Genomic DNA, 22,493 nt, shown 5'->3' with positions numbered 1-22,493 from the left:
TTTATCAGAGAACTACTACTCCAACTCTTTTATGGTTGATTGAGTGTGGTAAAGTAAATTGACAATATTTAATGTTTTTTGAAGTACCACTTTCTTTGAGAGTACATGATCAAGTATTTTTCGGTTTTTGATGGTGAGGTCCATCTCTTGAAGATCTTCAATAGTGGTTGAGTTAAAATCCTTTTGAAAGGAGTAAACTTTTAAACCTAAGCTTTTACAATACATGAAGAGCAAGCCTTTTTCATTTAAGAAAACTTTCATGCCCATATACAGGCCCATGAGTAAATTCCCAACTCCTTGTTGATGGATGGTGTTAAGAACCATGACGTGGTTGGACGCGAGCAGCTTAGTGAATTCTAAGTAGGGTATAATCGTAGAGAGTGTATTGATTCGATTATCAAACAATTGCTTGTTGAGGTCCTTTATCACGTTCGCACATTCTTTTTCTCCGTATGATATGGGGCATAATATATCACCATTGTACGCAATGGAATGAAGCTTGTGCAATACATCGATTTGATTGTTGCTATAAAACGATGCATGGCCCACATATACCCCTTTGGATAGTTGGTCACGCTCTGCCGAATAACCTCTAATTAGGTGATCGATGTATCCATAATTGTATTCGACATAGGTTGCCTTCAGCGTTTTTAAATGATTGAGCAAAGGCCTTTCTTGAGGCAGTACGGTTGAAATAAAATCAACTTTACTTAAGGATTTCGCTTTTATGTGTAGAGGATGATGGTTCCCATTTCTTAAAAAATAGAACCATTTGTGGATGTGAGTATGTCTTTCTAGAAGCGCATAAAATTTGTTTTTGATTGAACTTAATTTTTGCTGATGTTGTAAAGTAATGGGTTCTAAATTTTTAGTTTCGTCATTATTACTGCCTAAATAATTTAGATCTGCACCCCAACTAAACCATGCAATAGTTTTTCTTTTCGGAAGTACGGATAAAAACCATAGGTTAGAATGGAAAAGCGAATGTAAGATGAAAATGGAGTTATTGAAAACGAATTTTTTCACCTCTTTGCGCGTGAGAGTAGTGATTTTAGGATGGCTAAACTTTAAGGGGGAGCCAATTTTTTCGGTTAAAACAAGATATATGTTTTGAGAGGGGTTGACTTGTTCGAACTGATCAATTATAAATTCATTGAACAAGGAGTCATTGCAAACATGAACGATGGTCGTTTTGTTCATAGGGGAAGGTGTTAAGTCTATTGGTGTTTTAATGTTATTTCACGTTCAAATTTTTCGTAACCGGTTTTTCTTGATTTTATTTTTTTTAAAGGGGAACCTAGGTAAATGGATTGTCCGTCGCAGTTTCTGGTCACTAAAGATAAAGAACCTATAGCAGTACCCTCTCCTATGGTGGTATTGGGCAGAACAATACTCCCCGCTCCAATGATCACATGTTTTTCGAGTGTTACATCACCATGTGAGACATTGGTGTATTCTTCGGGGACCGTAGGGTTAGTTAAGTAATTTCCACTATAGTCGTCATTGCTTGAATAAAGAGAGACACGCGAAGAGAGTCCAGAAAAACTTTTCATAGTGATTTTTCCCTTCCCGATCAATGAGCAAAAGCAAGCAATGTGTACATAATCTTGAATCTCAATACCTCCTGATCCAGCGGAGAGCACGCAGAAGTCATCGATTCTGACGTGGTTACCTATAGAGATGTTTTGAGTGCCGTATAGGGTAGCTTTGTCTGAGATTAGAACATCCGTCCCATAGCTATGAAGACCTAATTCGGATATTTCAGTTTCGGATAGGAATCCCATTATGTTATATTTTGAATGATCACCTTACAAAGGTGACTAATTTCTTCTTTAGTTAGCGAGTAATAGAGAGGTAAACAAAGTATTCTGCTAGCTATATTGTCGGAGATAGGGGTGTGAGTTTTTGTTACATAATTTAGGCTTGACAATGAAGGGAAGAAGTATCTTCTAGGATGTATGTCATGACTAGAAAGAATGTTTAGCATTCGTTTGCATTCTTTTTGGCTAGAGAAGAGAACTGGGTAATATGAATAATTGGCACTACTATTTGGAGAAACATGTTGTTTTGTAAGATTCGTTTTACTCAGCTCTGAATCGTACCATTCTGAATCAGACTTTCTCTTTGCTAATATTGCATCAATGTACTCTAAATTACAAAGCCCCATGGCAGCATGAAATTCAGAGTTTTTACCATTGATTCCAACACCGTTGAACTTTTCAGGGCCATCATGTCCAAAGTTGCGCATGTATTTTGCTCTAGCTATAATCTCTGGAGACCTGCATATGACAGCCCCTCCTTCGGTTGAGTGAAATACTTTAGTTGCGTGAAAACTGATTGTACTGATATCTCCGAAATTAAGTACCGAACTACCTTTGTAGGTAGAACCAAAGCAGTGGGCAGCATCATATATCACTTTTAGCCCGTGTTTTTGAGCAATAAGTTGAATCTGGTCGATCTCGCAAGGGGTGCCAAATACGTGGGTAGCAAGGATCGCTGTTGTTTTAGGAGTAATAGATGCTTCAATGAGGTGGGGGGAAATATTGAATGTTTTTTCATCAACATCTACAAACACGGGGGTACAGCCCTCCCAAACGATACTTGATGTGGTCGCAACGTACGAAAATGGTGTAGTTATGATTTCTCCACTCAATTGGAGAGTTTTGATAGCTATTTGTAAAGCGACGGTACCATTACTGACGTAGGCCAATTGCTCTACGTTAAGCTTATCCATTAGTTTTTTTTCCAATGCTTGAACCAAGAGGCCGTCATTAGTTAACCAATTCCGCTCCCATATACCTTCAAGGTATTTGTTGTATTCCTCAATAGGGGGTAAAAATGGAATGTTTACCGGTGTTTTTGCCATGCCGTGGTGTTTGACGTTTTGTTTTTCCATTTAAATGTTTCTCTTAAAGGAACTTCTCCTAGAAAGTCACAAAGTTGTTTGTAACTGTCCCTTTCTGAAACATTGATTATGAGTAATTTTTCAGGGGCGTTTTTGAAATGATTTGTAACTTCTTCTATGTGACGTTCATATACTTCTTTGTATGTGGTGGAGTCATATAGTTTCTCTCCGTAACTTTTTTGTAATATACGGAGAGCATAACCTCTTCTTATCCAGTTTAGTTCTTTTAGTTGGTGATAAGATGGTGTATGTCCATTACCCCATAACTTTGAATGAAATGATACTAGGGACTTGAACCACTGGTCAGGATTGTCTCGAATGGAAAGAATAAATTTACTGTCAGGGTATAAGGAATCTAATGTTTTGTAGAAATCAGGAAGGGAAAATGGGACGTCTTGAAAAGCTTCACCTGTCAAGCAATATAGTCTAAGAATGGTTTTACTTTTTAGTAGTTGATCTGTTAGTCTTTGGGCAATAACTTGATCTCCTAGGACAAATCCAAATTCATTTAATGCATGTTCAATAGTGGTTGTGCCTGTTTTGTTCAACCCAATTACGAATGTTTTCTTTTTGTGCTTTCTTGTTTTTTTTATTGAATAGATGATTTTCTTTCGGGTTCCGGGATGCCGATAGAGAATAAGAATGGTGTCAATAAGCCAGTCTATTCCAAGAGCTCTAGTTACTCCAAATAATTTCATTTTTTTAAGCTAGGCGAAATATAGAATCACAATATTTTAATGTGCTCTCTCTATGAGCAATAATAACCATCGTCAAATGGCTTTCGTGTAAACTACGAATGGACTCGGTGATCTCCTCCTCTGTAGTACTGTCCAAAGCAGAGGTCGCTTCGTCAAAGAAAAGTATTTCTGCACCATGATATAATGCGCGTGCGATACCAACTCTCTGCCGTTGTCCTCCAGATATTTTGGCTCCTCGTTCACCAATATTTGTATCTTTTCCTGAGGGGAGTGTGTCTAGCAGCGTACTTAATTGTGCTTTCTGAATGGCGGCCTCAAGTCGGATGGGGTCTACGTCAGATTTAGGGACGCCAAAGGCAATGTTGTCTTCTAAGCTACCATCAATTAAAAAGACGTCCTGTCTCACGTAACCACATTTTTGTTGCCAAATTTCACGGTTTGTGTTATCGACTAATATTTCGTCGATAGAAAAATGACCTGAGGTTGGTTGAAGAAAGCCTAATAGTATATTCATCAACGTGGTTTTCCCAGATCCTGAGGAGCCCATGATGCCTAGCGATTCCCCTTTCTTGATTTCTATAGAGATGTTCTTTAGTACAGGGTTATTTGCATCAGGGTATGAGAAGCTCAGGTTCTTGACGCATAGTTTCTCCTTGAAAAGGATAGGGGTGGTGTTTTTCTCGGTGCTTGAAGTATTCAAATAGTCTTCTAAGTAGTCAAGAGTGTAATGAAAATTTTTGATGTTCATTACAGCCAGTATGAGTCGGTTGATAGAAGGGATTGTTCTATATGCAGCAAGTCCAAATATACTCATGAGGGTTAGTATTTTGTCTGTTTCTTGTAGTTGGAATAGGCCATATAATAGTATGATTAAAACTGCCAGTATAACACATGTTTCTATGAGTCGGTTGGGGATGTTTTGAATGATAAGTACAGTTATTCTCAATGATTTGGCCTCTTTGATTTTACTCAAATATTCCTTTTTGAAATTGGGAAAGATGCCATTGACTACTACGTCTACATACCCAAAAACCACTTCGTATACGGGTTTGACTATTTCTGGACCTAGTTCGTTGAGACGAGTACCATAGGATGCAATTCTTTTCTTTGTTGTTTGGTAAAAGAAAACGAATACAGGTAATACTATTCCGCCAAGGAGTAATAATATAAGGTAGTCATAGACAAGTAGAGATCCAATAATTAGGATAAGAATTAAGAATTCATTGATAAGTTGAAATACATTGATCAACATTTGTTGGGCAAATTGTTGGGGTATTCCGTTGATTCTATTGAGGATTCTATTTGAGTTGTTTTGACTGAAAAACAAATAGCCTCTTTTGAATGCATTCTCGAATACTTGTGATGAGATGGATTCGTGTAGATTCCAACTGAAATGTGCTTGCTTAGTTTGTACCCAAACACCAAACAGGTTTTTGATGAGAATGAACAGTAAAATCATCAGGCACATAGCAACAATAAAGTGTTTCGGATCATTAAATGCTAGTTGCTGATAGAGGGCATGTAGAATGGGTTGCTGTTCAACAAATCCTTTTTTGAGAATGGCAGCTAACACGGGGAGAATGGCAGCAAGGCCTACGATTTCAAACAATGAATTGACTAGAATGGCAAGCGTAAGCAGGATAGATTTTCGGCGATATGTTTTAGGAAGAATTTTATATATTCTTCCTAAAGTTGAAAAAATTGAGTGGCTAGAATTCATTTCTTTTTATTGACATGATGGTTAGAAATACCCCATAAAATGGCATCACTGGGATCTTGTACCTCATCAACGTGCCAAAGTTGAAGGTGCTGACGCCTACGGCGAAAGCAAACATGAGTGCAAAACTAAGACAAAACAAGGGAATGGGCTGGGTCATCGTCCGAAACAAAGTGGGCCCATTGCTTTGGTAGAGGATATAAAAGGTGAGGCATAAAAAACTAAGGCTTTCTAGGGCAGACAGCAGCATCAGTGGGTTTTTGACTTCCCAGGGCCATGGGCGAAAGAGGGTCACAATGATGCCCTGAGGGGCAAGCTTGACGAGGCTGCCTATGCTGCCGTCGAGTTCGCCTAGGGTATAACCCGAGTTGTCTCCCTGCCGGGCTCCCCAGCCGTAGCGGATGTCGTAGGCCGTGACCATGGCGGTCTCGCCGATCTTGTCTAGGGCATAGCGCGAATCGTCTTCGCTGATTTTTTCGAGGGCCATGTAGCCTCCTCCCAAGAATACTGCGATGAGGACCGGGGCGACCATGATTTTGATGGCTGTATTTCGGACTTTGGAGATATACTGTAGATAGAGAAAGATGGATGTGCCTACCAAAAAACAAAGGAGGATGTAGATTTTGATGGAATATATCGTCCATGCCATGAACACAAAAAGAAGAAGGTTGACTAGGGTAAAGCGACCAAAGATCGTCATGCGCAGGACTGCGTAGGTCATCCAGCAGAGTGCAGCGAGGGTGATGCTGTCCTTGAGAATGCCTGAGCCCCAAAATACCACGGAGGGGATGAATAGGATGGCCAGTGCCAAGTGGCGTGTGGCATGTGGAAATAGCTTTTGAAAGACAGTGTATAGTGCCCAATGGCCACTGAAGGCGAAAGCCGCAAAGAAAAGTGCTGTAGCACTGTAGGTAGAGAAAGTGAAGAAGTCGATGAATGCAGCAATGCGAATGATGACCATGGAGGCCTTGTCTCGAAACATCCAAATGTGCGAGCTGTAAGGGAAGGTTTGGCCGTTGTAGTCACCGGCTTTTTGGAAGAATAAATCAATACCAACCGCTGGGTCATCCATGAAGGCCTGCCAGATCCACCGACTGCCGTGGGTGTGGTAGGTGAAAGTGTCCCCTCCCCCGTAGTAGAACTGGTAGATCATGCCGAGAGCAATCGCTCCGACAAATTTGACCAGCAGCCCTGGTATGAAATAAGGTTGAGTTTGGGGAGTGGTGGCATAGGGACGCAGGACATAAGCTACTGCCAGCAGTAGAATCAGGTATAGGGGTGTTATGAGTAGATCCTGATAGGTCAATGTGTTGCGTTGTGATCGTGGATGCTGAGGTTGTGGTCAGACTGGGTTCGAATTTAGTGGTTTTCTGCGGATTTGGAAACACGCCGGGCTAAGATTGATGGCGGCTGATTTTGTAGTGCTTGGACTTCTTGTGTCCAGGAGCAAGTAGGAGGTCTCACGGCAGAGGAAACCGGACAGTGACGGTGGTGCCGTGATTGAGCTGAGAATCGAATGTCATGGAACCCTGATGCTCTTGGATGAAGTTGTAGGTTATGGATAGCCCTAGCCCAGTGCCTTTCCCTGGTTCCTTGGTGGTGAAGAAGGGGATGGTGATCTCGGGGAGGTCCTTTTGGGCGATTCCTTTTCCTGTGTCCGCGAGCTGGATGATGACTTCTTGGTTTGAGCGCTCTGTGGTGATGGTGATGGTCCCTTGCTCCGCTATGGCATGAATGGCGTTGGTGATGAGGTTGATGAAGATTTGATGCATTTTGCCTACGTTGCCTTTGAGGTGTGGGAGATTGGAGGCGTAGTGTTGGTGTACGTGGATGCGACCCTTGAGCTCGCTATTGAGTAGGAGTAGGCAGTTGTCGAGGATGGCATGGAGGTCGCAATCTTCGTCGTAGGATTCTTTGGTGCGGCTAAATTGATTGAGTCCTTTGACGATGTTGATGGCTCGGTCGGCTCCTGTTTTGATGCTATGTAGCAATTTTTGGAGGTCCTTGTCTGCCTTGAGGTCTGTGTGGTTGAGGTAGACTTCTAACCCGCGGTACCCTCCCATGATGAAGTTGAGGGGGTTGTTGATTTCGTGTGCGATACCTGCCGTCAAGATACCTAGTGAGGCCATTTTTTCGGATTGGACCAGTTGGGACTGGGTGTCTTTGAGGTGCTGCATGGTTGCGGTCAACTCTGCGTTGGCTTGCGTCAACTCGAGGGTGCGTTGATCGACGAGACGTTCGAGGTTGTGTCGGTATTGATCGAGTTCTGCTGCGACGCGTTTTTTTTCGGTGATGTCACGCAGTACGGCTTGGACATATTGTACATCGTCCAGTTCGACGATGTTGAGGTTGACAGAGACATCAAAGAGCTCTCCGTTTGGGCGTTGGTGCTGCCAATCAAACATCATGGGGTTTCCCATTTGGATTTCAGCAAAGAGCGCTTGCGCTTTTTCAAAGGAAGGGGCACCGTCTGGTTGAAATTCGGGACTGAATGTATGAGGCTCTTTGCCTATCAAGTATTCTTCGTCGCATTTGAAAAGTTGGTAGGCCATCTGATTGCAATCAAAGTACTGTTGGTCTTTGATCAGAATGATGGCGTCATGTGAGTTTTCATAGAGTACACGGTATTTTTTTTCATTGTCTGCCAGTTTGTTGTTTTGTAGGCGGTAGCTTTCGTTGAGCACCACGTTTTCGTTGATCTGAGACTTCAGGTCTAGCTCCAATTCTTTTTGGGCCGTCATGTCTATCAAGATGCCGGTCATTCGAGTCGCTTCGCCGTTGTGATTGTGCTCGACTATTTTGCCTCTGTTTTGTGCCCAGATCCACGACCCGTTTTTGTGTTTGATTCGTTGGGTCAGTTCAAAAGTCACGTTGTTGTTTTCGATATGCTTTCTGAGCATAGACCGGGCTTTTTCTTGGTCGCTGGGGTGGATCAGCTGTTCCCACACTTCTAGGGTGACAGGGGAGAGTTCTTCGGGGGAGTATCCCATGATCTCAAACCATGCGTCGTTGATGACAAACTCGTAGGTACAGAGGTTCAAGTCCCATAGTCCTACTTTGGTGGACTCTATGGCGAGTCGTAGACGCTCTTCACTTTCTTCCGTTTTTTTGTTGTTGTGGATTTGGATCATGGAGTAAAACACGAAGGCAAACATCACCGGGACGAGTGCTCCCAATATATCCTCGAATTGATCAATGTATAGGAACAGCATGCTGTAATAACCACCCAAGAGAGTCAGAAGGCCATAAAATAGCACGGGGTCTGTCGCCTTGAATTGTTTGTGCCGCAGCATGACCAAGAGAATGGATACTAGAGTGCAGGCCAAAGAGAGCGAATCGATGTAGGGGGTGGTCATGGTTTGCGAGGGCTGGGGTTGGTGTAGGTCGTTTTCCAAATCCAGAGGAGAATCAGTACGGAACTCAACGCGTAAAAGGAATGCTCCAAGGAATCAAGGAGTACTGGCCAGATGAACCCTTCGGCAATGGTGAAGGTCCAGGCAAGAACCAAAATGATGTAACTGGTAAACAGGTACTTCCAGTGTGGAAGGGAGGAAAGAGTTTTGATGTATACGAGGGCAAAGATCAGGACGATAATCCCAATCAGTAGCATCAGTACTTCATTTTCGTATAGCATGGTTTTCTAGTAGTTGAAAGCGTCACTTTAAGATACTTATTGCTTTCTCTTTTTTCTCCTATTTGGGAGAAAATGTTTTGTTGACAGGTTTTTAGCTGTTATCGGTTGCTGGAGGGGCTGTCGTTTGCAAAGCTTTGTGGGCACTCTTGAAAATGGAGCAAACTGTGAAGTTCCTACTGAGGGAGTGTCTTGACCGACAGCTGTAGTTGGGTGTGCGAAGGCTTCCTAAGCTAGGGGGTCACGATCAGTTTGAGGCGGTCGTTGTAGACTTTGGTCTCCAGAGTGAGTAGGTATACCCCCTTTTTTAGCCCTACTGTATTGAGCACGATTTCTTGTACATAGTGTTCGGTTTGGCGTAGGACCAATTGTCCAGAGCTGTCGTATAGACTCACCGTTTTCGGGAGATCGTCAGGTTGGGTGAGCGTGATGGTAAGTTTTGGGTTGGTGCTGCTGACAGGGTTGGGCCCATAGACGAAACGCGGGATGTCATGAGATTGTTCGCTGGGAGGGATTGTTCCGTTGAAGTATTTTTCGGCCAACGCGAAGGCTTGGTGCCCGATCTCGTACCCCATCAAGCGCCCTGCTATATCGTCTACTGGGGGATGGATGCCTCCCCAAATTCTAGATAGGCTGCATTGGTCCGAAGCGTCTTGGTAGCGGGCCCATTGCAGAGTGATGTCTTCGCTAGGCCCGGTTTCAAACACCAAAAAATTGTTTTGCGCGGCAAGAAATTCTCCGACTCCTCCTGGGAAGTACTCACTCCCTGTGAGTAGCGATAGCATCTCTGCAGCAGCTCTCGAAAAGGTAGAATGCCCAGAGACATACCCCGCAAAGGGAGGCGTCACAAAAGTAGGGCGCTGGTAAGGTTGCCAGCGTGTAGCTTCGATCCAGTCGACATGTGTCGCCGTGTCACTGCTCTCGTAGTAGCGCCCAGGGACTTTCCATGCTCTGATTTTGATTTTGTTTTCCAAGTGCCCGTAGGCGTTGAGAGGGTCGTCTGCGGTGATCAGTTCGACCTGGCCTGGAATCAACGGGAGTCCAGCAGGGTGATAGTGCGGGGCATTGGGGTCTGTACTTTGTCCTCTTTCGGCCATGGATCGTATCGCAGAGATTGGACGGATATAGTCGTAGTAGCCTTTGGCTCCCCATGCGGCGATGGCCGCATCGTGTAGCGCACCACTTAGTGCAAAGTAGCTCTTGATGTTCCATTCTAGGGCGTCCATTGTTGTGCCTTGTCCTTGGTACAGCCTTTCAAATTTGTCATGGTCTGTGACATAGTTGAGTAGGACATGCCAGTGCCCTGGTGGGGTTTCAGAGTCTGGACCATCTGCCCAAAACTCAGCCAGTACTCGGGTGTAGTCAGCACGAAGTACAGTTTGTGTAGGATAGGGTTGGCCTGTGGAGGGGTTGGTCGTGTAGCCTGTACTGATGTCTCCACCATTTTCAAAATCATAGAATTGTGGATAGTCACTTGGAGACTTTGGGAGTTGATCCAAAGGTATGTTGCCAATCGCGTTGGGCGAGATGTCCCAGCGGACACTGTCGGCAGGGTCGTGATGCGAGGACCATTGTGCGACGAGCCCAAAACCCCACTGGTAGTCTTGCAGAGAGGGGCGATCAGGGGATAGTTCGAGGTAGGTTGGGGGACCTGGGTCCAAGTGTAGCAAGTAGTCATGGCCGTCTCGTCGCTTGATGCTGAGGGTTGATTCGTCTAGCGCAAAAGGGGCAACTTGCCCCCATTCAGCTCCGACAAATTTGGGTGTACCAGGACCTTCGCTGATGCCAGATTGTCCGACAAATTCATCGAAGGCCAAAGGTTGCCAGCGGTTGGGGTCGGAGATGTTGGAGCTGCCATTGCCGTCCGGATACATCGGGTTGTTGGTCGGTTCGTAGAATCTACAGAGGTAATCGGACGCTTCGTTGGACCCGTCCATGAGCCCAAAGGCGATGATCTGCTCGGCGATGTAATTGCCCAAATCGGCAGGGCTAGTGAGGTAGTTTGTGCTTTGCGTGTAGTCTGTATCGGCGTAGACCGTGCGTAGGAGTACACGTGCAGGAAATTCGATGTGAGCCAGGGCGGGCGATCGCTCAAACCGGTGCTTGAGCAAACGATAATAGGCCATGCTGAGTGCTATTTCTTGTGCTTCGCGTTTGCTCATGCCATCGGGTACTTGCGCCCCTTCGAATGCGATGTGGAACCCGCGATGGGTTTGCCCTAAAAAATAGGGGGTTGCACCAGACTCGTAGGCAGCCCATGCATCGTATTGGGCTGCAGACAGGTGAAATAGGTTGCGTGCATGGACAGTAGGTCGGGCGAGATCGTTTCGTATGGCTTTGAGCAGTAGCTCGTTCCAGTCCCGAGCGATAGACTGAGCGTGACAGGTCACAGGGCGGAGGGTGAAAAGAAGAAGTAAGGAGAGTAGCTGGATTTTCATGAGTCCAAATTAGACAAAATCCGAAAAAGAAAGGCTATAGAACAGAAGGGTCAGTTTTCGCGGAGAGAACTGACCCTTCTTTGTGTTGTTTTGGCTGGAGGACATTTCTTCTTCGGGGAACCGATACTTGGGGAGGGCGTGCGAATTGCTTCGCAGGGCTCTTTGTCCAAGTGTGACCTCCTGTTTTTGGATTAGCCGACGGTCTCTACGACCAAGTTGTGGTTGGTGTAGATGCAAATGTCTGCGGCGATGTTGAGACTCTCTCTGACCATTTCTTCAGCGGTCATTCGGTCTCCGGCGTGTTTTTTCATGGCGAGGGCCGCAGATTGAGCGTACATGCTTCCAGAGCCGATGGTTGCGATATCATGATCGGGCTCTAGTACATCTCCAGTACCTGATACGATCAATATTTCTTCTTTGTCTGCGACGATTAGCATGGCTTCTAATTTGCGGAGGTAGCGATCGGTGCGCCAGTCTTTGGCGAGTTCGATCGCTGCGCGCTTCATGTTGCCTCCGTACGAGTTGAGTTTCTCATCCATGCGCTCCAGGAGTGTAAAGGCATCTGCGGTAGAGCCTGCAAACCCGGTGACGATTTTGCCGTCTTGGAGTTTACGGATTTTTTTGACGTTGCTCTTCGCGACAGTGTTGCCGAGGGTGGCTTGCCCATCTGCGCCGATGGCGACTTGGCCGTTGTGCTTGATGGCGCATACGGTGGTAGATCTTATTTTTGGATAGTTTGACATGTCTTCGTAGTGTTTAGACCCAAGTGAACGAAATAAAAAAGCGACTGTTTCAAATACACTGGGGTGATTGAAACAGTCGCTTTACAATTAAATGCTAGGGTTTACACCAAAATCCTAACGGGATCTTCGATGAAACCTTTCAATGTCTGCAAGAATGCTGAACCTACTGCACCGTCTACAGTCCTGTGATCACATGTCAACGTCACTTTCATGATGTTGCCTGGTACGATTTCCCCGTTTTTGACCACTGGAGTTGCTTTGATGGCTCCTACAGCAAGGATACAAGATTCTGGGGCGTTGATGATAGATGTGAATTCAGAAATACCAAACATACCCAAGTTGGATACAGTGAAGGTATTGCCTTGCATTTCGTCTAGTCCGAGCTTTTTCGCTTTGGCTTTGCCGCCAAACTCTTTGACTTCTGCAGAAATCTCAGCCAATGACTTGTTGTCTGCGAATTTGACGACAGGTACGACCAACCCATCTTCGATGGCCATGGCTACCCCTACACTGATGTGGTGGTTCATGCGGATGCTGTTGGTTTCACTGATCCATGAGCTGTTGACCGCTGGGTGCTTTCTGAGGGCAGCAGCGACTGCTTTGATCACGATATCGTTGAATGAAATTTTTACTGGAGCGATCTCGTTGATGCTTGCACGCGCTTCCATTGTTTTGTCCATGTCTATTTCCATGGTCAAGTAGAAGTGAGGAGCACCAAATTGGCTCGCATTGAGGCTTTTGGTGATGGCCTTTCTCATCTGAGTCGCAGGGATGTCTTCGTAGCTTTCTACGCCAACTGCAGAGGCTACTGCTCCTCCTGCTGCTGGAGTAGCTGCAGGTACGTATGCTTCTACGTCTCTTTTGATGATACGTCCACCGTCTCCTGATCCAGGGATTTTAGCAATGTCAAAACCTTTTTCTTCGGCCATTTTTTTCGCCAATGGCGAAGCAATTACTCTGCCGTTGGGAGTACTAGGAGCTGGTGCAGGCGCAGCACTTGGCGCTGCGGTTGGTGCAGGAGAGGCTTTGGGAGCCTCCGCTACTGGAGCAGGAGCTGCCTCTGCTGCAGGGGCAGCCTTCGCTGCTTCTGCTTTCAACAGAGTCTCGTAATCCGCGCCTTTTTCTCCAATGATAGCGATCACGCCATCTACTGGTACGCCTTTGCCTGCTTCGACAGCAGTATATAGTAGGACTCCATCGTCGTATGATTCGAGTTCCATGGTTGCTTTGTCGGTTTCGACTTCAGCGAGGATGTCACCAGACTTGACGTCATCCCCTACATTTTTGACCCAAGATGCGATGACCCCTTCTTCCATGGTATCACTCATCTTTGGCATTTTGATGACTGTGGCATTGATTCCTGAGGTATCGATTGATTCGGCAGGAGCCGCTGCAGGAGCAGGTGCTGCTGCTTTTGGCGCTTCTTCGGCTGCTGGAGTTGCACTGTCTCCACTACCGATTGATGCGATCAAGTCGTCCACATTTTCACCTTTGTTTCCGATGATTGCAATCACACCGTCGACAGGCACAGAAGCTTTTTCCTCAACTCCGATATACAATAAAGTACCATCATCATATGATTCAAGCTCCATAGTGGCTTTGTCGGTTTCCACTTCTGCTAAAATATCTCCTGATTTTACTGTATCTCCTACTTTTTTGAGCCAAGACGCGATTACACCTTCTTCCATGGTGTCACTCATCTTTGGCATTCTTATTACTTCTGCCATGTTTTTGATTAGTTAAAAATCGAGCCGCTAAATTAGCTTTAAAAGCACCTTATTTCAAATATATCCCGATCTAAAATTGGAAATGCCGTTGGGAGTAATCCCAAAACGTATAGTTTTCAAAATGAATCGAGTAGATAATTCAAAAAATCTAAATTTGAGGCTTGCAACTAAGTAGTTTTTTTAAATGCCACTAATACCAGAGTCAAATTATAAGCGTCCCTCATGGCTGATCAATCGTCATCTGGAGACGATCGTGCCGAGTACATTGCGTAGCATCAAAGGGCCAACCAAGAAAAAGAGGGTCAGAATGGAGACGAGTGATCAAGATTTTTTGGATTTGGATTGTTATACTCAAGGAGCCAAAAAACTATTGATCGTGTCGCATGGACTGGAGGGGGACAGCGAGCGCCCGTATATACTGGGGATGGTGAATAAGTTTTTTGCAGAGGGTTGGGATGTGATCGCTTGGAATTACCGGGGGTGTAGTGGGGAGCCCAACCTTCAGGAGCGATTTTATCATAGTGGAGCTACGTCTGATTTGGATGAGGTCGTGCAGTATGCTCTAGGCAGGGGATACGAGGGGTTGGCACTTTCGGGTTTTAGCCTCGGAGGCAACTTGACCTTGAAGTACCTGGGGGAGTACGAGGTAGACCCTCGGGTCAAAACTGCCGCGGTGTTTTCTGTACCTCTTGATCTGGCGGGATGTGCGACAGAGATCGACAAACGACACAATTGGGTGTATTCGCGACGTTTTTTGAAGGCACTCAAAGAAAAAGTACGGAGAAAAAGTGAACTGCTGGTGGGAAAAGTAGATCTAGTGCGTATTGCCAAAGCAAGATCTGTCTACGTCTTTGACGATTGCCTGACGGCTCCTTTGCATGGGTTTGGTACGGCCGACAATTATTATGCGACCTGTAGCTCGATGGGATTTGTGCCAACTATCAAAATTCCGACACTGGTGGTCAATGCTCTCAACGATCCATTTCTCTCTCCGTCGTGCTATGAGACAACAAATTTTGAAACATCCGACAATGTTTATTTTGAGATGCCTAAATTTGGAGGTCATGTAGGTTTTAGTTCGTTCGGTACACAAGGCGTGTATTGGTCCGAGCAGCGTGCCTTTGACTTTATTTCCAAGACTATTTCATGATTGATCGCTACGCCATATTCTCAGATTTCAAAGACATCAACCAACGGTTTGGATTGGAAGGGGAGGAATTTACAGTGCCCAACTACAATGCTTCGCCAGCGCAGCAGCTTCCTGTGATCGTCAACACTTCCAAGAAGGGGATTTCTTTTTTTTACTGGGGGACCAACAAGCAGTGGTCCAACAATAAGAGTATCTCTCCTAAACTCCTCTCTGCGACGCAAGATAAATTGGTGCAGACGACTACACTTCGTCATGCGCTCGATAAGCGTCGTTGTATCATTCCAGTCAATGGATTTTATCAATGGAAGCAATACAGTAAGAGACGTCAAACCCCGCATTATTTTCATGTGGCTCATGAGCCGATTCTCGCACTGCCGGGGATATGGGAGGAGTACGAAGACATGGATGGCAAGATCAACTATACGTTCAAATTTGTGGAGGTGGCCAACTATGCGAATGTGCCTGAGTTTGGAGAGTCAATGCCAGCTGTGCTACCCAAAGACATGGAACGCAAGTGGCTCGATGATTACAGTTCGACGGACGAACTCCTAGAGATCCTGTCGAGCAAAGAGGGAGTGAACCAGCTGTCCAATCACCCCGTCTCTCCGCATATCACGATGATCAGCAACAATTCGGAGGACCTGATCAAGCCGCAAGCCCAAGTCGATCAACTTGGAAACTATACCCTTTTTGATTAGTCACATTTGATTATTCTTTTTTCTCCTTTATATTATCAATATCTAGCACCTATTTTGCTAGGTACGGTAATGCATTGACTTATTTTGCCTTTTGGGTGGATTGGAGGAGTAAGCCAATTGTATCTAAGGATAAGACGAAATGACATGAAGCAAGCTAGGATTATAGGGACTGGACACTATGTGCCCGAGAATGTGGTAAAAAATGCCGATTTGGAAAAGCTCATGGATACCAACGATGCGTGGATTCAAGAGCGTACGGGAATCAAAGAGCGCCGGCACATCGTGCCTGGGGGCGAGGATACCACCTCGACGATGGGTGCCAAAGCAGCACGGATGGCTATCCAAAATGCAGGAATAGCCGTGGATGACATTGATTTCATTGTGTTTGCTACATTGAGTCCGGATTATTATTTCCCTGGACCTGGAGTCATGTTGCAGCAGCAGCTCGGTTTTCGAGAGGAAATCGGCGCATTGGATGTTCGCAATCAGTGTTCTGGGTTCATCTATTCGCTTTCGATCGCAGATCAGTTCATCAAGACGGGGATGTATAAAACGGTCCTTGTAGTAGGTAGTGAAGTGCATAGTGGAGGATTGGATATGACTACTCGTGGCAGGGGTGTGTCGGTGATTTTTGGAGATGGAGCTGGTGCCGTGGTGATGCAGGCGACAGAGGAGCAGGGGCGTGGTGTACTATCGACACACTTGCACTCGGAGGGCCAACATGCTGAAGAATTGGCGCTGATTGCACCAGCGACGACCGATTGGATTCCCAACTATATCGAACGAAACGATCCAGAGGATATCCGCTATTACCCGTACATGAATGGGAATTTTGTATTTAAAAATGCAGTGATGCGTTTTCAGCAAGTGATCGGAGAAGCACTAACGGCCAATGCGTATAGCGCAGATCAAATAGATATGCTGATTCCTCATCAAGCCAATTTGCGGATCAGTCAATTCATACAGAAGCAAATGAATTTACCAGACGATCGGGTGTTCAACAACATACAGAGATATGGCAATACGACGGCTGCATCTATCCCATTGGCGTTGAGTGAGGCTGTGCAGGAAGGTAAAGTCAAAGAAGGTGATCTGATTTGTTTGGCTGCATTTGGCAGTGGTTTTACATGGGCTTCTGCTTTGATTCGCTGGTAGTTTGATACATATCCCTTGCCCCCATTCATTCGTATAAACCAACTGATATTTCTTTTATTATGCATAGGATTCGACGTGCACTCGTAGTGGTGTTTTTATTGGCAGCATCAACTGCTTTTTCTCAGGACTTTTATTTACAGGTTCTTTCTGATTCTTCATTGGTGAGGTCGGGTAAGAAAACCAACGGGTTCAAGCAGGGGTTGTGGGTGTACAAGGATACACGTGGCAAGTACGTGGCAAGTGGGTACTTTTCTGACGGTACTCCCGACAGTACATGGTACTTGTATGAAAACAATCGTGCGTCGGAAGTGATCGAGCTTGAAAATGGAGAAAAGAACGGGATCTATATCGTATACGATGAATACGGGTCGGCGATTATGCAGACCTTTTTCAAAAACAACAAGTTGGACGGAGAGTACATAGAGTTCTACCCCAATGGCCGAGCGGCACTCACAGGGTACTACCTCGAAGGCAAAAAGGACAGCGTCTGGATCGAGTACAATGAATACAATCGCAGGACATTCGTGCAGCGGTACAAGAAGGATGTGCCAGTCGGACAATGGGAATACTACTATGCCAATGGAGGAGTGTCTATCAAAGAAAACTACCTCAATGGCTATTTGCATGGAGAGTATATCGAGTACAACCAAAACGGACAGGTGGGCTTGCGGGCTACCTATGCATACGGAGTACTCAATGGCCCATACAAAGAGTATTTTCTCGACGGTACACTCAGCGTCGAGGGGCAGTTTGTGTCAGGGCAAAAAAAAGGTGTATGGATCAATATGACCGAAAATGGAGTCGTCTACTCCGTGGGGGAGTACAGAAATGATCTCAAGCAAAACCATTGGAAGTACTTTTACGCTTCTGGCGCCCTAGAACTGGAGGGACAGTATCTTCATGATCAGAAGGTCGGACAATGGATGGAGTATTATGAGAGTGGCAAACTCAAGTCTATCGGAAGTTTCAAGTTAGATTTGAAAAATGGTCCATGGGGGCACTTCTATGAGACAGGTCAGCTCAAGCAAGACGAAAATTGGTCCAACGGCTACTTGATGGAGGTCAGTGATTTCTACACGCCCAAAGGGACAGCTCTGTCCAAAGGCACGCTACACAAAGGTACGGGGATTCGCTACAGCTACTACCCAGATGGTACGCTCAAGTCCGAAGAAAACTTCGTAGCTGGCTATGCCCAAGGAGAGGCGAAGTATTACTATGACAATGGGGCCTTAGAATCTACGGGTCGGTACAAGGACAATAAGGCCACCGGTGAATGGACTTACTACAATAAACGTGGCAAGGTCATTCGGGAGAAACGCTTTTAGATTGTCTAGAGTGATGTTCTTTTTTACATAGCATTATGTTGCCCTTGCTAGAAGGGATTTGGAATGTCAGCAATCCATTCGCCTTTGCGATTGTTGACTTGAGTAGGGTATCTATGCGATGGGACATTCGTCCAGACTCGTCTATGATGATGATGTTAGTTTGGTAGCGGACCGTTTCATTGTCAGGTTGTCCAGTAGGTGCTAGCCAAAAGTATAAAATATAAAGGAGGGTAGACAAAGTGTGTACTGAGAAAGAATTTAAAGTCTATTGAAGTATCATTTGTCTTTGTTGCTGCGCTGTAAGCATAAAGGGTACGTACTAATAAGTCAATTGATGAATTGAAATCTGTGCTTGTCAAGAGACTTGGAGCAGGAGAAATAGTGTCCTTGTTGTTGTAAGGTCTTACCTAATGTTTTATAACTGCAATATTGTTGCATTTGTTGAAATTGATTTTTTAATCTAATCGAAATTATGGTAGAAGTTTTTGTGACAGATATTCGGGATCAGGCTCAAGCAGTACAGATGATGAGTGTTTTTGAAAAAGATTTTGCGGAGTGGGTAATCAATTTTGACCTTAGTGATACAGACCTTACTTTTCCCTGTGGTCACAGTATACTTCGGGTCGAAGGAGAACGGGTGAATCCAGAGCGCATTATCAATACCATGCATGCTGCGGGGTATATATGTGAGATGTTAGAGGATAAAGTATGCCCCCAGACGACTATGCCTCTCTTGGCTTGAGTTACTATGCAGAGGGAGGGCGAAGATCCTTTTTGTTTGTCCCTAGGCCTGGGTCAAGTTCACTTGATGGAGAGGGGACAAATCAAATATGGGAATTCAAGTGTTTTACCGATTATATGCCCTGAGTGACATTGGTATCTTCTTGAGAGCACACTATTATTGAGCCTAAATCAGAAAGATATGCAGCCACAAGAGTATTTCTCCATTCTTCCCCTGTTGTTGTACGGCATAGCCATTGCCGAACTGGTGTCTCCTTGGAGGCGTTTTTTTGAGGATAAGCAGCCTTATTGGCCTTTTATTTTGACAGGAGTAGCCCTGCTAGAAACTGCCTTTCACAACTTCTACCAGTTCTATTCGCACCTCGATGAGAGCTTCCAGTCCTACGGTACTTTCCTGTCGTATCTTATGCCTCCCCTGCTTTTTTTGGCGATTTCGCACGTGTTTACTCCTGAGGATCTCAAGTCCGTCGATACCCAAAAGTACTTCAAGAGCAAATACCGTTTGCTGATGATTCTATTGGGGTTGTTCATTGCTGCACATTTTCAGTACGATGGAGTATTGGAGTCTGAGACGATGTTTCGTATTCTGAGTCTAGTGATCGTGGCACTTGCTGCTGTCACCCGTCAGATCTATTGGATTTATGTGTTGTTTGTTTTGCGTATCGCCGTGTTGATGTATCAAGTTTTTATTTGATACCTGGCAGGGACCATTCGTATTTGACGGCCAATAGTCGGATGACCATGATGAAGGTAATTGGAATAATCAGTGTCAAGTAGTAGGGTAAAGCCAGCGGCAAGAGAAGAACGTAGATGATCACTCCCGCGAGGCACGCTGTGGCATAGATTTCCTTACGAAAAATCAAAGGCACTCGCCCAATCAGTACATCTCTCATCACTCCCCCAAATACAGCAGATATTACCCCCATCATCATAGCGATGCTGTAGTGAATGTCCAGCCCGAGGGTTTTTTGGGTGCCGAGCACGGCGAATAATCCGATCCCAATCGTATCAAATAAGAACATGGTGCGTCGCAGCTTGACGATCCACCGCTTGAACAAATAGCTCAGCAATACCGCAATCAATACCGCATAGAGGTAGTAGGGGTCACCGACCCACCCGATGGGATGGTAGTCGAGGAGGAGATCGCGAATGGTGCCACCTCCCAGTGCGGTGATGAAGGCAATGACCACAGAGCCAAACCCGTCCATTTTGTAATCCGAAGCGGTCAGTGCACCGGATATGGCAAAGACCACCGTACCTACTAAATTGAGTGTATATATGAAATCCATAGTTTGCTTGTTATTCTACCCAGTGAAGGACGTTTCTGATGATGGACCACTTGGGCTCCTTTTTCTTGGTACCTTCGCCCAGTATCCAATAGGAGTATAGCTGATCGATGGTGCCATCGTATTGTTTGAGTTCGATCCATTTGTTGATGAACCGGACCAGTTCGAGGTTGTCTTTGGCCATCATCCACGAGACTGGCATTTTGATGTGTAGGCCTTCGGGGTGTATGATGCAGTATTCGGGATAGACGAGGGTCCAGGCCGACCCCGCCTCTGCTGAGAAAAACATCGCGTCGGCTTTGGAGTCTCCTTCCACAAAGGTACGGACAGATTCCACTTGCTCAAAGCGCGTACCTGGTAGCTCTTCGGTGATTCGTGTTTTGAGGTAGTCAGATTGGTTGGTGGCGAAATAAGCTTCCTCGTTTTGGATGATGTGATTGATGTCTTTGTACTTGTCTCGTTTGTGGTCTTTGATGAGCAATGAGAGGTTCATCTCAGAGTAAGGTTCGGAGAACTCCGCCTTGTCCATGATGTCCACCAAGACAGGTACGCCCGATGCGAAAATATCGATACGCCCCTCGTTGATGGCCTGGGTGATCTCGGAGCGGTCGATTTGAATCCACTGTAGTTTGATGCCCATCTCATAGGCAAATAGATTGATCAGCTCGACATCCAGTCCGACTTTTCGGTTGTGCTCGTTGAAAAACACGTAAGGGAGTGCGTCGGACATATAGCCTACTCGGACGTACCCCTTTTCTTGGATGGCTTGGATGGATGAGGGGATGTAGTATTCGGTAGAGTCGGGTATGACTTGTACCACTCGTGGCGTGGTGATATCCATTTGCATGAATGATTCATATTTGTCGAAAGATTCCTGAAATGACTCCCCGATCAAAAACTTGAATGGCAGCAAGAGAATCAACGAAAGACCTATTGTGATGGCAAAGGCTCGTGTAAGTTTGAGTGCGTGGATTTTGACGAGTCCTCGGGCGTAGGCGATCGCAATGACAGTCAGTCCAAACAAGTGGATGGAGCCAAGTACTACACGGATGCGATCGGTATAGGCTGTACTCACGATGAACAGCTGAAAGATATCTTGAGGCAGTTTGAGCGTGTCCATCAAAAAGGGTATGCCTGTGATAGGAGCGACGAAGCTGCTGAGCAGTGCTGAACCTAAGAAACCAAATTGATCCCCGACGGTGAATGGCTTGCCAGCAAACCACGCTGCGAAAGGCACGAAAACCATGATAACTAGCGTGCCGAGATTGGGAAAGGGGTAGGCCAAGGGTAGCATGAGTTCGGCGGATGAATCGATTTGGTCGTCTTCGTAGTTGTATTTTTTGAAAAGCTCTTTGACGTTTTCGATCAGTTGAGGGAGGAGGATCACGATTTTTCCTGTTGCAAATATGGTCAGCAAGGTGCTTCGAGGGATGTTTAAGAAATCTTTGAAACGGAAAGGTGTCACCGCCGAGACGACAAGCGGAATGAATATCAATCCGAGGATCACCACAGCGACCGTATAGATGACGACATAGACTTGGATGAGACCGAGCTCGTCGAGCGACATCATACCAGCGGTGTGTGCAGCGATTCCAAAAATCCCAAAAGGTGTCAGTTTGACGATGTGTTTGTTGGCGATGTTGAGCGCGTCACCAAATACGTCGAGTGCTTGAATGAATTTGGTGTTGTTGGGGATGGAGTTGAGAGCTACACCGACGATGATAGCGAAGAGCACTACCGCGGGAACTACGTTTTCCGCTAAGGAGCCAAAGATGTTGTGAGGGATGTAAATTCGGATATAGTCGAGCGGCTCGGACAGGGTGACGAGATTCGAACTGAAAAAGGATGAGGACTCCCAAGTAGGGAAAAACATCGGGAGCAAAAAAACCGCACCGAGCCCGCAAATTAATAAAATCACTAAAACGACAGCCGCACTCTTGATGAGTGCCCGTTGTTCACTGAGTTTTACTTTTCCGATATTGCTGAGGAGAGAGACGAGGATGTACGGCATGACCGTCATCTGCATCAATCCGATGAAGGCATCACCGATATAATGGAGAGGTTCAGCGTATTCTCCCAGAAAAACGCCTGTGAAGATTCCTAGAAAAAGTCCAATCAGTATCTTGGTTGATAACTTCATTTTTGACGAATATTTTTTCTAAATTAAATGGAAAGATTCGAAACGCAATCAATCCCTTGGGTAATTGTGTACTGGAGGAATTGCAGGGGTAAAAGATCGGGTGTGAATAGGTTTTTGGAGAAGAAATATAGCACTTTGA

General features: G+C 45.5%; 19 protein-coding genes. 6 read left to right on the top strand and 13 right to left on the bottom strand.

All coding sequences use genetic code 11. The features are described 5' to 3' along the window. Positions 1–15: 15 nt before the first annotated feature. From BFP72_RS15020 to BFP72_RS14970, 11 genes are all read right to left on the bottom strand, one after another. Complete coding sequence (locus tag BFP72_RS15020) at positions 16–1,200, bottom strand: hypothetical protein (protein ID WP_099599920.1); 1,185 nt, start codon at positions 1,198–1,200, stop codon at positions 16–18. A 17-nt stretch (positions 1,201–1,217) separates the two neighbouring features. Then, positions 1,218–1,784 carry an acyltransferase gene (locus BFP72_RS15015; RefSeq protein WP_099599919.1) on the bottom strand — a complete coding sequence of 189 codons (567 nt, stop codon included), beginning with the start codon at positions 1,782–1,784 and terminating at the stop codon, positions 1,218–1,220. Continuing rightward, positions 1,784–2,896: a DegT/DnrJ/EryC1/StrS aminotransferase family protein gene (locus tag BFP72_RS15010; protein ID WP_255397228.1), complete on the bottom strand. Its 1,113-nt coding sequence runs from the start codon at positions 2,894–2,896 to the stop codon at positions 1,784–1,786. The genes BFP72_RS15015 and BFP72_RS15010 overlap by 1 nt, the downstream gene beginning before the upstream one ends. Beyond that, positions 2,848–3,603 (bottom strand): sulfotransferase, encoded by a 756-nt coding sequence (locus BFP72_RS15005; RefSeq protein WP_099599917.1) that lies wholly within the window; start codon positions 3,601–3,603, stop codon positions 2,848–2,850. Before BFP72_RS15005 ends, BFP72_RS15010 begins: the two co-directional genes overlap by 49 nt. Before the next feature lie 4 nt (positions 3,604–3,607). Then, the gene (locus BFP72_RS15000) at positions 3,608–5,323 is read right to left on the bottom strand and encodes an ABC transporter ATP-binding protein (protein ID WP_099599916.1); all 1,716 of its coding nucleotides are present in this window, start codon (positions 5,321–5,323) and stop codon (positions 3,608–3,610) included. After that, positions 5,313–6,626: a hypothetical protein gene (locus BFP72_RS14995; protein WP_099599915.1), complete on the bottom strand. Its 1,314-nt coding sequence runs from the start codon at positions 6,624–6,626 to the stop codon at positions 5,313–5,315. The genes BFP72_RS15000 and BFP72_RS14995 overlap by 11 nt, the downstream gene beginning before the upstream one ends. Positions 6,627–6,780: 154 nt before the next feature. Next, positions 6,781–8,676 carry a PAS domain S-box protein gene (locus BFP72_RS14990; protein WP_099599914.1) on the bottom strand — a complete coding sequence of 632 codons (1,896 nt, stop codon included), beginning with the start codon at positions 8,674–8,676 and terminating at the stop codon, positions 6,781–6,783. Beyond that, a complete protein-coding gene (locus BFP72_RS14985) occupies positions 8,673–8,954 on the bottom strand; it encodes a hypothetical protein (protein WP_099599913.1) in 282 nt (93 codons plus the stop codon). The genes BFP72_RS14990 and BFP72_RS14985 overlap by 4 nt, the downstream gene beginning before the upstream one ends. Before the next feature lie 230 nt (positions 8,955–9,184). Further along, entirely contained in the window at positions 9,185–11,389 is a 2,205-nt protein-coding gene (locus tag BFP72_RS14980; RefSeq protein ID WP_099599912.1) for a T9SS type A sorting domain-containing protein, read from the bottom strand. 191 nt (positions 11,390–11,580) lie between these two features. Next, positions 11,581–12,132 carry an ATP-dependent protease subunit HslV gene (gene hslV / locus BFP72_RS14975; RefSeq protein ID WP_099599911.1) on the bottom strand — a complete coding sequence of 184 codons (552 nt, stop codon included), beginning with the start codon at positions 12,130–12,132 and terminating at the stop codon, positions 11,581–11,583. Positions 12,133–12,233: 101 nt separating this feature from the next. Then, positions 12,234–13,859, bottom strand: coding sequence for a dihydrolipoamide acetyltransferase family protein (locus BFP72_RS14970; protein WP_099599910.1), 1,626 nt, complete (start codon positions 13,857–13,859; stop codon positions 12,234–12,236). Positions 13,860–14,043: 184 nt separating this feature from the next. Here BFP72_RS14970 and BFP72_RS14965 point away from each other — a divergent pair, with 184 nt between their 5' ends. The 6 genes from BFP72_RS14965 to BFP72_RS14940 all read left to right on the top strand — a co-directional run bounded on the left by BFP72_RS14965 (position 14,044) and on the right by BFP72_RS14940 (position 19,622). Next, positions 14,044–15,009 (top strand): YheT family hydrolase, encoded by a 966-nt coding sequence (locus BFP72_RS14965; protein ID WP_099599909.1) that lies wholly within the window; start codon positions 14,044–14,046, stop codon positions 15,007–15,009. After that, positions 15,006–15,707 (top strand): SOS response-associated peptidase, encoded by a 702-nt coding sequence (locus BFP72_RS14960; RefSeq protein WP_099599908.1) that lies wholly within the window; start codon positions 15,006–15,008, stop codon positions 15,705–15,707. Before BFP72_RS14965 ends, BFP72_RS14960 begins: the two co-directional genes overlap by 4 nt. Positions 15,708–15,851: 144 nt before the next feature. Beyond that, positions 15,852–16,862 (top strand): 3-oxoacyl-ACP synthase III family protein, encoded by a 1,011-nt coding sequence (locus tag BFP72_RS14955; RefSeq protein ID WP_099599907.1) that lies wholly within the window; start codon positions 15,852–15,854, stop codon positions 16,860–16,862. A gap of 59 nt (positions 16,863–16,921) precedes the next feature. After that, positions 16,922–18,187 carry a toxin-antitoxin system YwqK family antitoxin gene (locus BFP72_RS14950; RefSeq protein WP_099599906.1) on the top strand — a complete coding sequence of 422 codons (1,266 nt, stop codon included), beginning with the start codon at positions 16,922–16,924 and terminating at the stop codon, positions 18,185–18,187. 472 nt (positions 18,188–18,659) lie between these two features. Beyond that, positions 18,660–18,929, top strand: coding sequence for a hypothetical protein (locus BFP72_RS14945; RefSeq protein ID WP_099599905.1), 270 nt, complete (start codon positions 18,660–18,662; stop codon positions 18,927–18,929). A 180-nt stretch (positions 18,930–19,109) separates the two neighbouring features. Continuing rightward, positions 19,110–19,622 (top strand): hypothetical protein, encoded by a 513-nt coding sequence (locus tag BFP72_RS14940; RefSeq protein ID WP_099599904.1) that lies wholly within the window; start codon positions 19,110–19,112, stop codon positions 19,620–19,622. On the opposite strand, the gene BFP72_RS14935 is transcribed toward BFP72_RS14940, so the two are convergent. Together BFP72_RS14935 and BFP72_RS14930 are read right to left on the bottom strand one after the other, a co-directional pair. Then, a complete protein-coding gene (locus tag BFP72_RS14935; protein WP_099599903.1) occupies positions 19,615–20,217 on the bottom strand; it encodes a trimeric intracellular cation channel family protein in 603 nt (200 codons plus the stop codon). The genes BFP72_RS14940 and BFP72_RS14935 overlap by 8 nt on opposite strands. Before the next feature lie 10 nt (positions 20,218–20,227). Continuing rightward, positions 20,228–22,354: a cation:dicarboxylate symporter family transporter gene (locus tag BFP72_RS14930; RefSeq protein ID WP_099599902.1), complete on the bottom strand. Its 2,127-nt coding sequence runs from the start codon at positions 22,352–22,354 to the stop codon at positions 20,228–20,230. Between the last annotated feature and the right edge of the window lie 139 nt (positions 22,355–22,493).

The organism is Reichenbachiella sp. 5M10, assembly GCF_002742335.1.
GTDB lineage: Bacteria > Bacteroidota > Bacteroidia > Cytophagales > Cyclobacteriaceae > Reichenbachiella.
The sequence above is the reverse complement of the archived record's forward strand: the minus strand, read 5'-3'. Positions and strand labels throughout refer to the sequence as shown.

Bases quoted from the DNA above. Each gene is read 5' to 3' on its own strand.
- BFP72_RS14980 (WP_099599912.1), bottom strand. From the start codon at position 11,389: ATGAAAATCCAGCTACTCTCCTTACTTCTTCTTTTCACCCTCCGCCCT.
- BFP72_RS14935 (WP_099599903.1), bottom strand. From the start codon at position 20,217: ATGGATTTCATATATACACTCAATTTAGTAGGTACGGTGGTCTTTGCC.
- BFP72_RS15000 (WP_099599916.1), bottom strand. From the start codon at position 5,323: ATGAATTCTAGCCACTCAATTTTTTCAACTTTAGGAAGAATATATAAA.
- BFP72_RS14960 (WP_099599908.1), top strand. From the start codon at position 15,006: ATGATTGATCGCTACGCCATATTCTCAGATTTCAAAGACATCAACCAA.
- BFP72_RS14950 (WP_099599906.1), top strand. From the start codon at position 16,922: ATGCATAGGATTCGACGTGCACTCGTAGTGGTGTTTTTATTGGCAGCA.
- BFP72_RS14940 (WP_099599904.1), top strand. From the start codon at position 19,110: ATGCAGCCACAAGAGTATTTCTCCATTCTTCCCCTGTTGTTGTACGGC.
- BFP72_RS15020 (WP_099599920.1), bottom strand. From the start codon at position 1,200: ATGAACAAAACGACCATCGTTCATGTTTGCAATGACTCCTTGTTCAAT.
- hslV (WP_099599911.1), bottom strand. From the start codon at position 12,132: ATGTCAAACTATCCAAAAATAAGATCTACCACCGTATGCGCCATCAAG.
- BFP72_RS14970 (WP_099599910.1), bottom strand. From the start codon at position 13,859: ATGGCAGAAGTAATAAGAATGCCAAAGATGAGTGACACCATGGAAGAA.
- BFP72_RS14945 (WP_099599905.1), top strand. From the start codon at position 18,660: ATGGTAGAAGTTTTTGTGACAGATATTCGGGATCAGGCTCAAGCAGTA.
- BFP72_RS14965 (WP_099599909.1), top strand. From the start codon at position 14,044: ATGCCACTAATACCAGAGTCAAATTATAAGCGTCCCTCATGGCTGATC.
- BFP72_RS15010 (WP_255397228.1), bottom strand. From the start codon at position 2,896: ATGGAAAAACAAAACGTCAAACACCACGGCATGGCAAAAACACCGGTA.
- BFP72_RS14985 (WP_099599913.1), bottom strand. From the start codon at position 8,954: ATGCTATACGAAAATGAAGTACTGATGCTACTGATTGGGATTATCGTC.
- BFP72_RS14955 (WP_099599907.1), top strand. From the start codon at position 15,852: ATGAAGCAAGCTAGGATTATAGGGACTGGACACTATGTGCCCGAGAAT.
- BFP72_RS14990 (WP_099599914.1), bottom strand. From the start codon at position 8,676: ATGACCACCCCCTACATCGATTCGCTCTCTTTGGCCTGCACTCTAGTA.
- BFP72_RS14930 (WP_099599902.1), bottom strand. From the start codon at position 22,354: ATGAAGTTATCAACCAAGATACTGATTGGACTTTTTCTAGGAATCTTC.
- BFP72_RS15005 (WP_099599917.1), bottom strand. From the start codon at position 3,603: ATGAAATTATTTGGAGTAACTAGAGCTCTTGGAATAGACTGGCTTATT.
- BFP72_RS15015 (WP_099599919.1), bottom strand. From the start codon at position 1,784: ATGGGATTCCTATCCGAAACTGAAATATCCGAATTAGGTCTTCATAGC.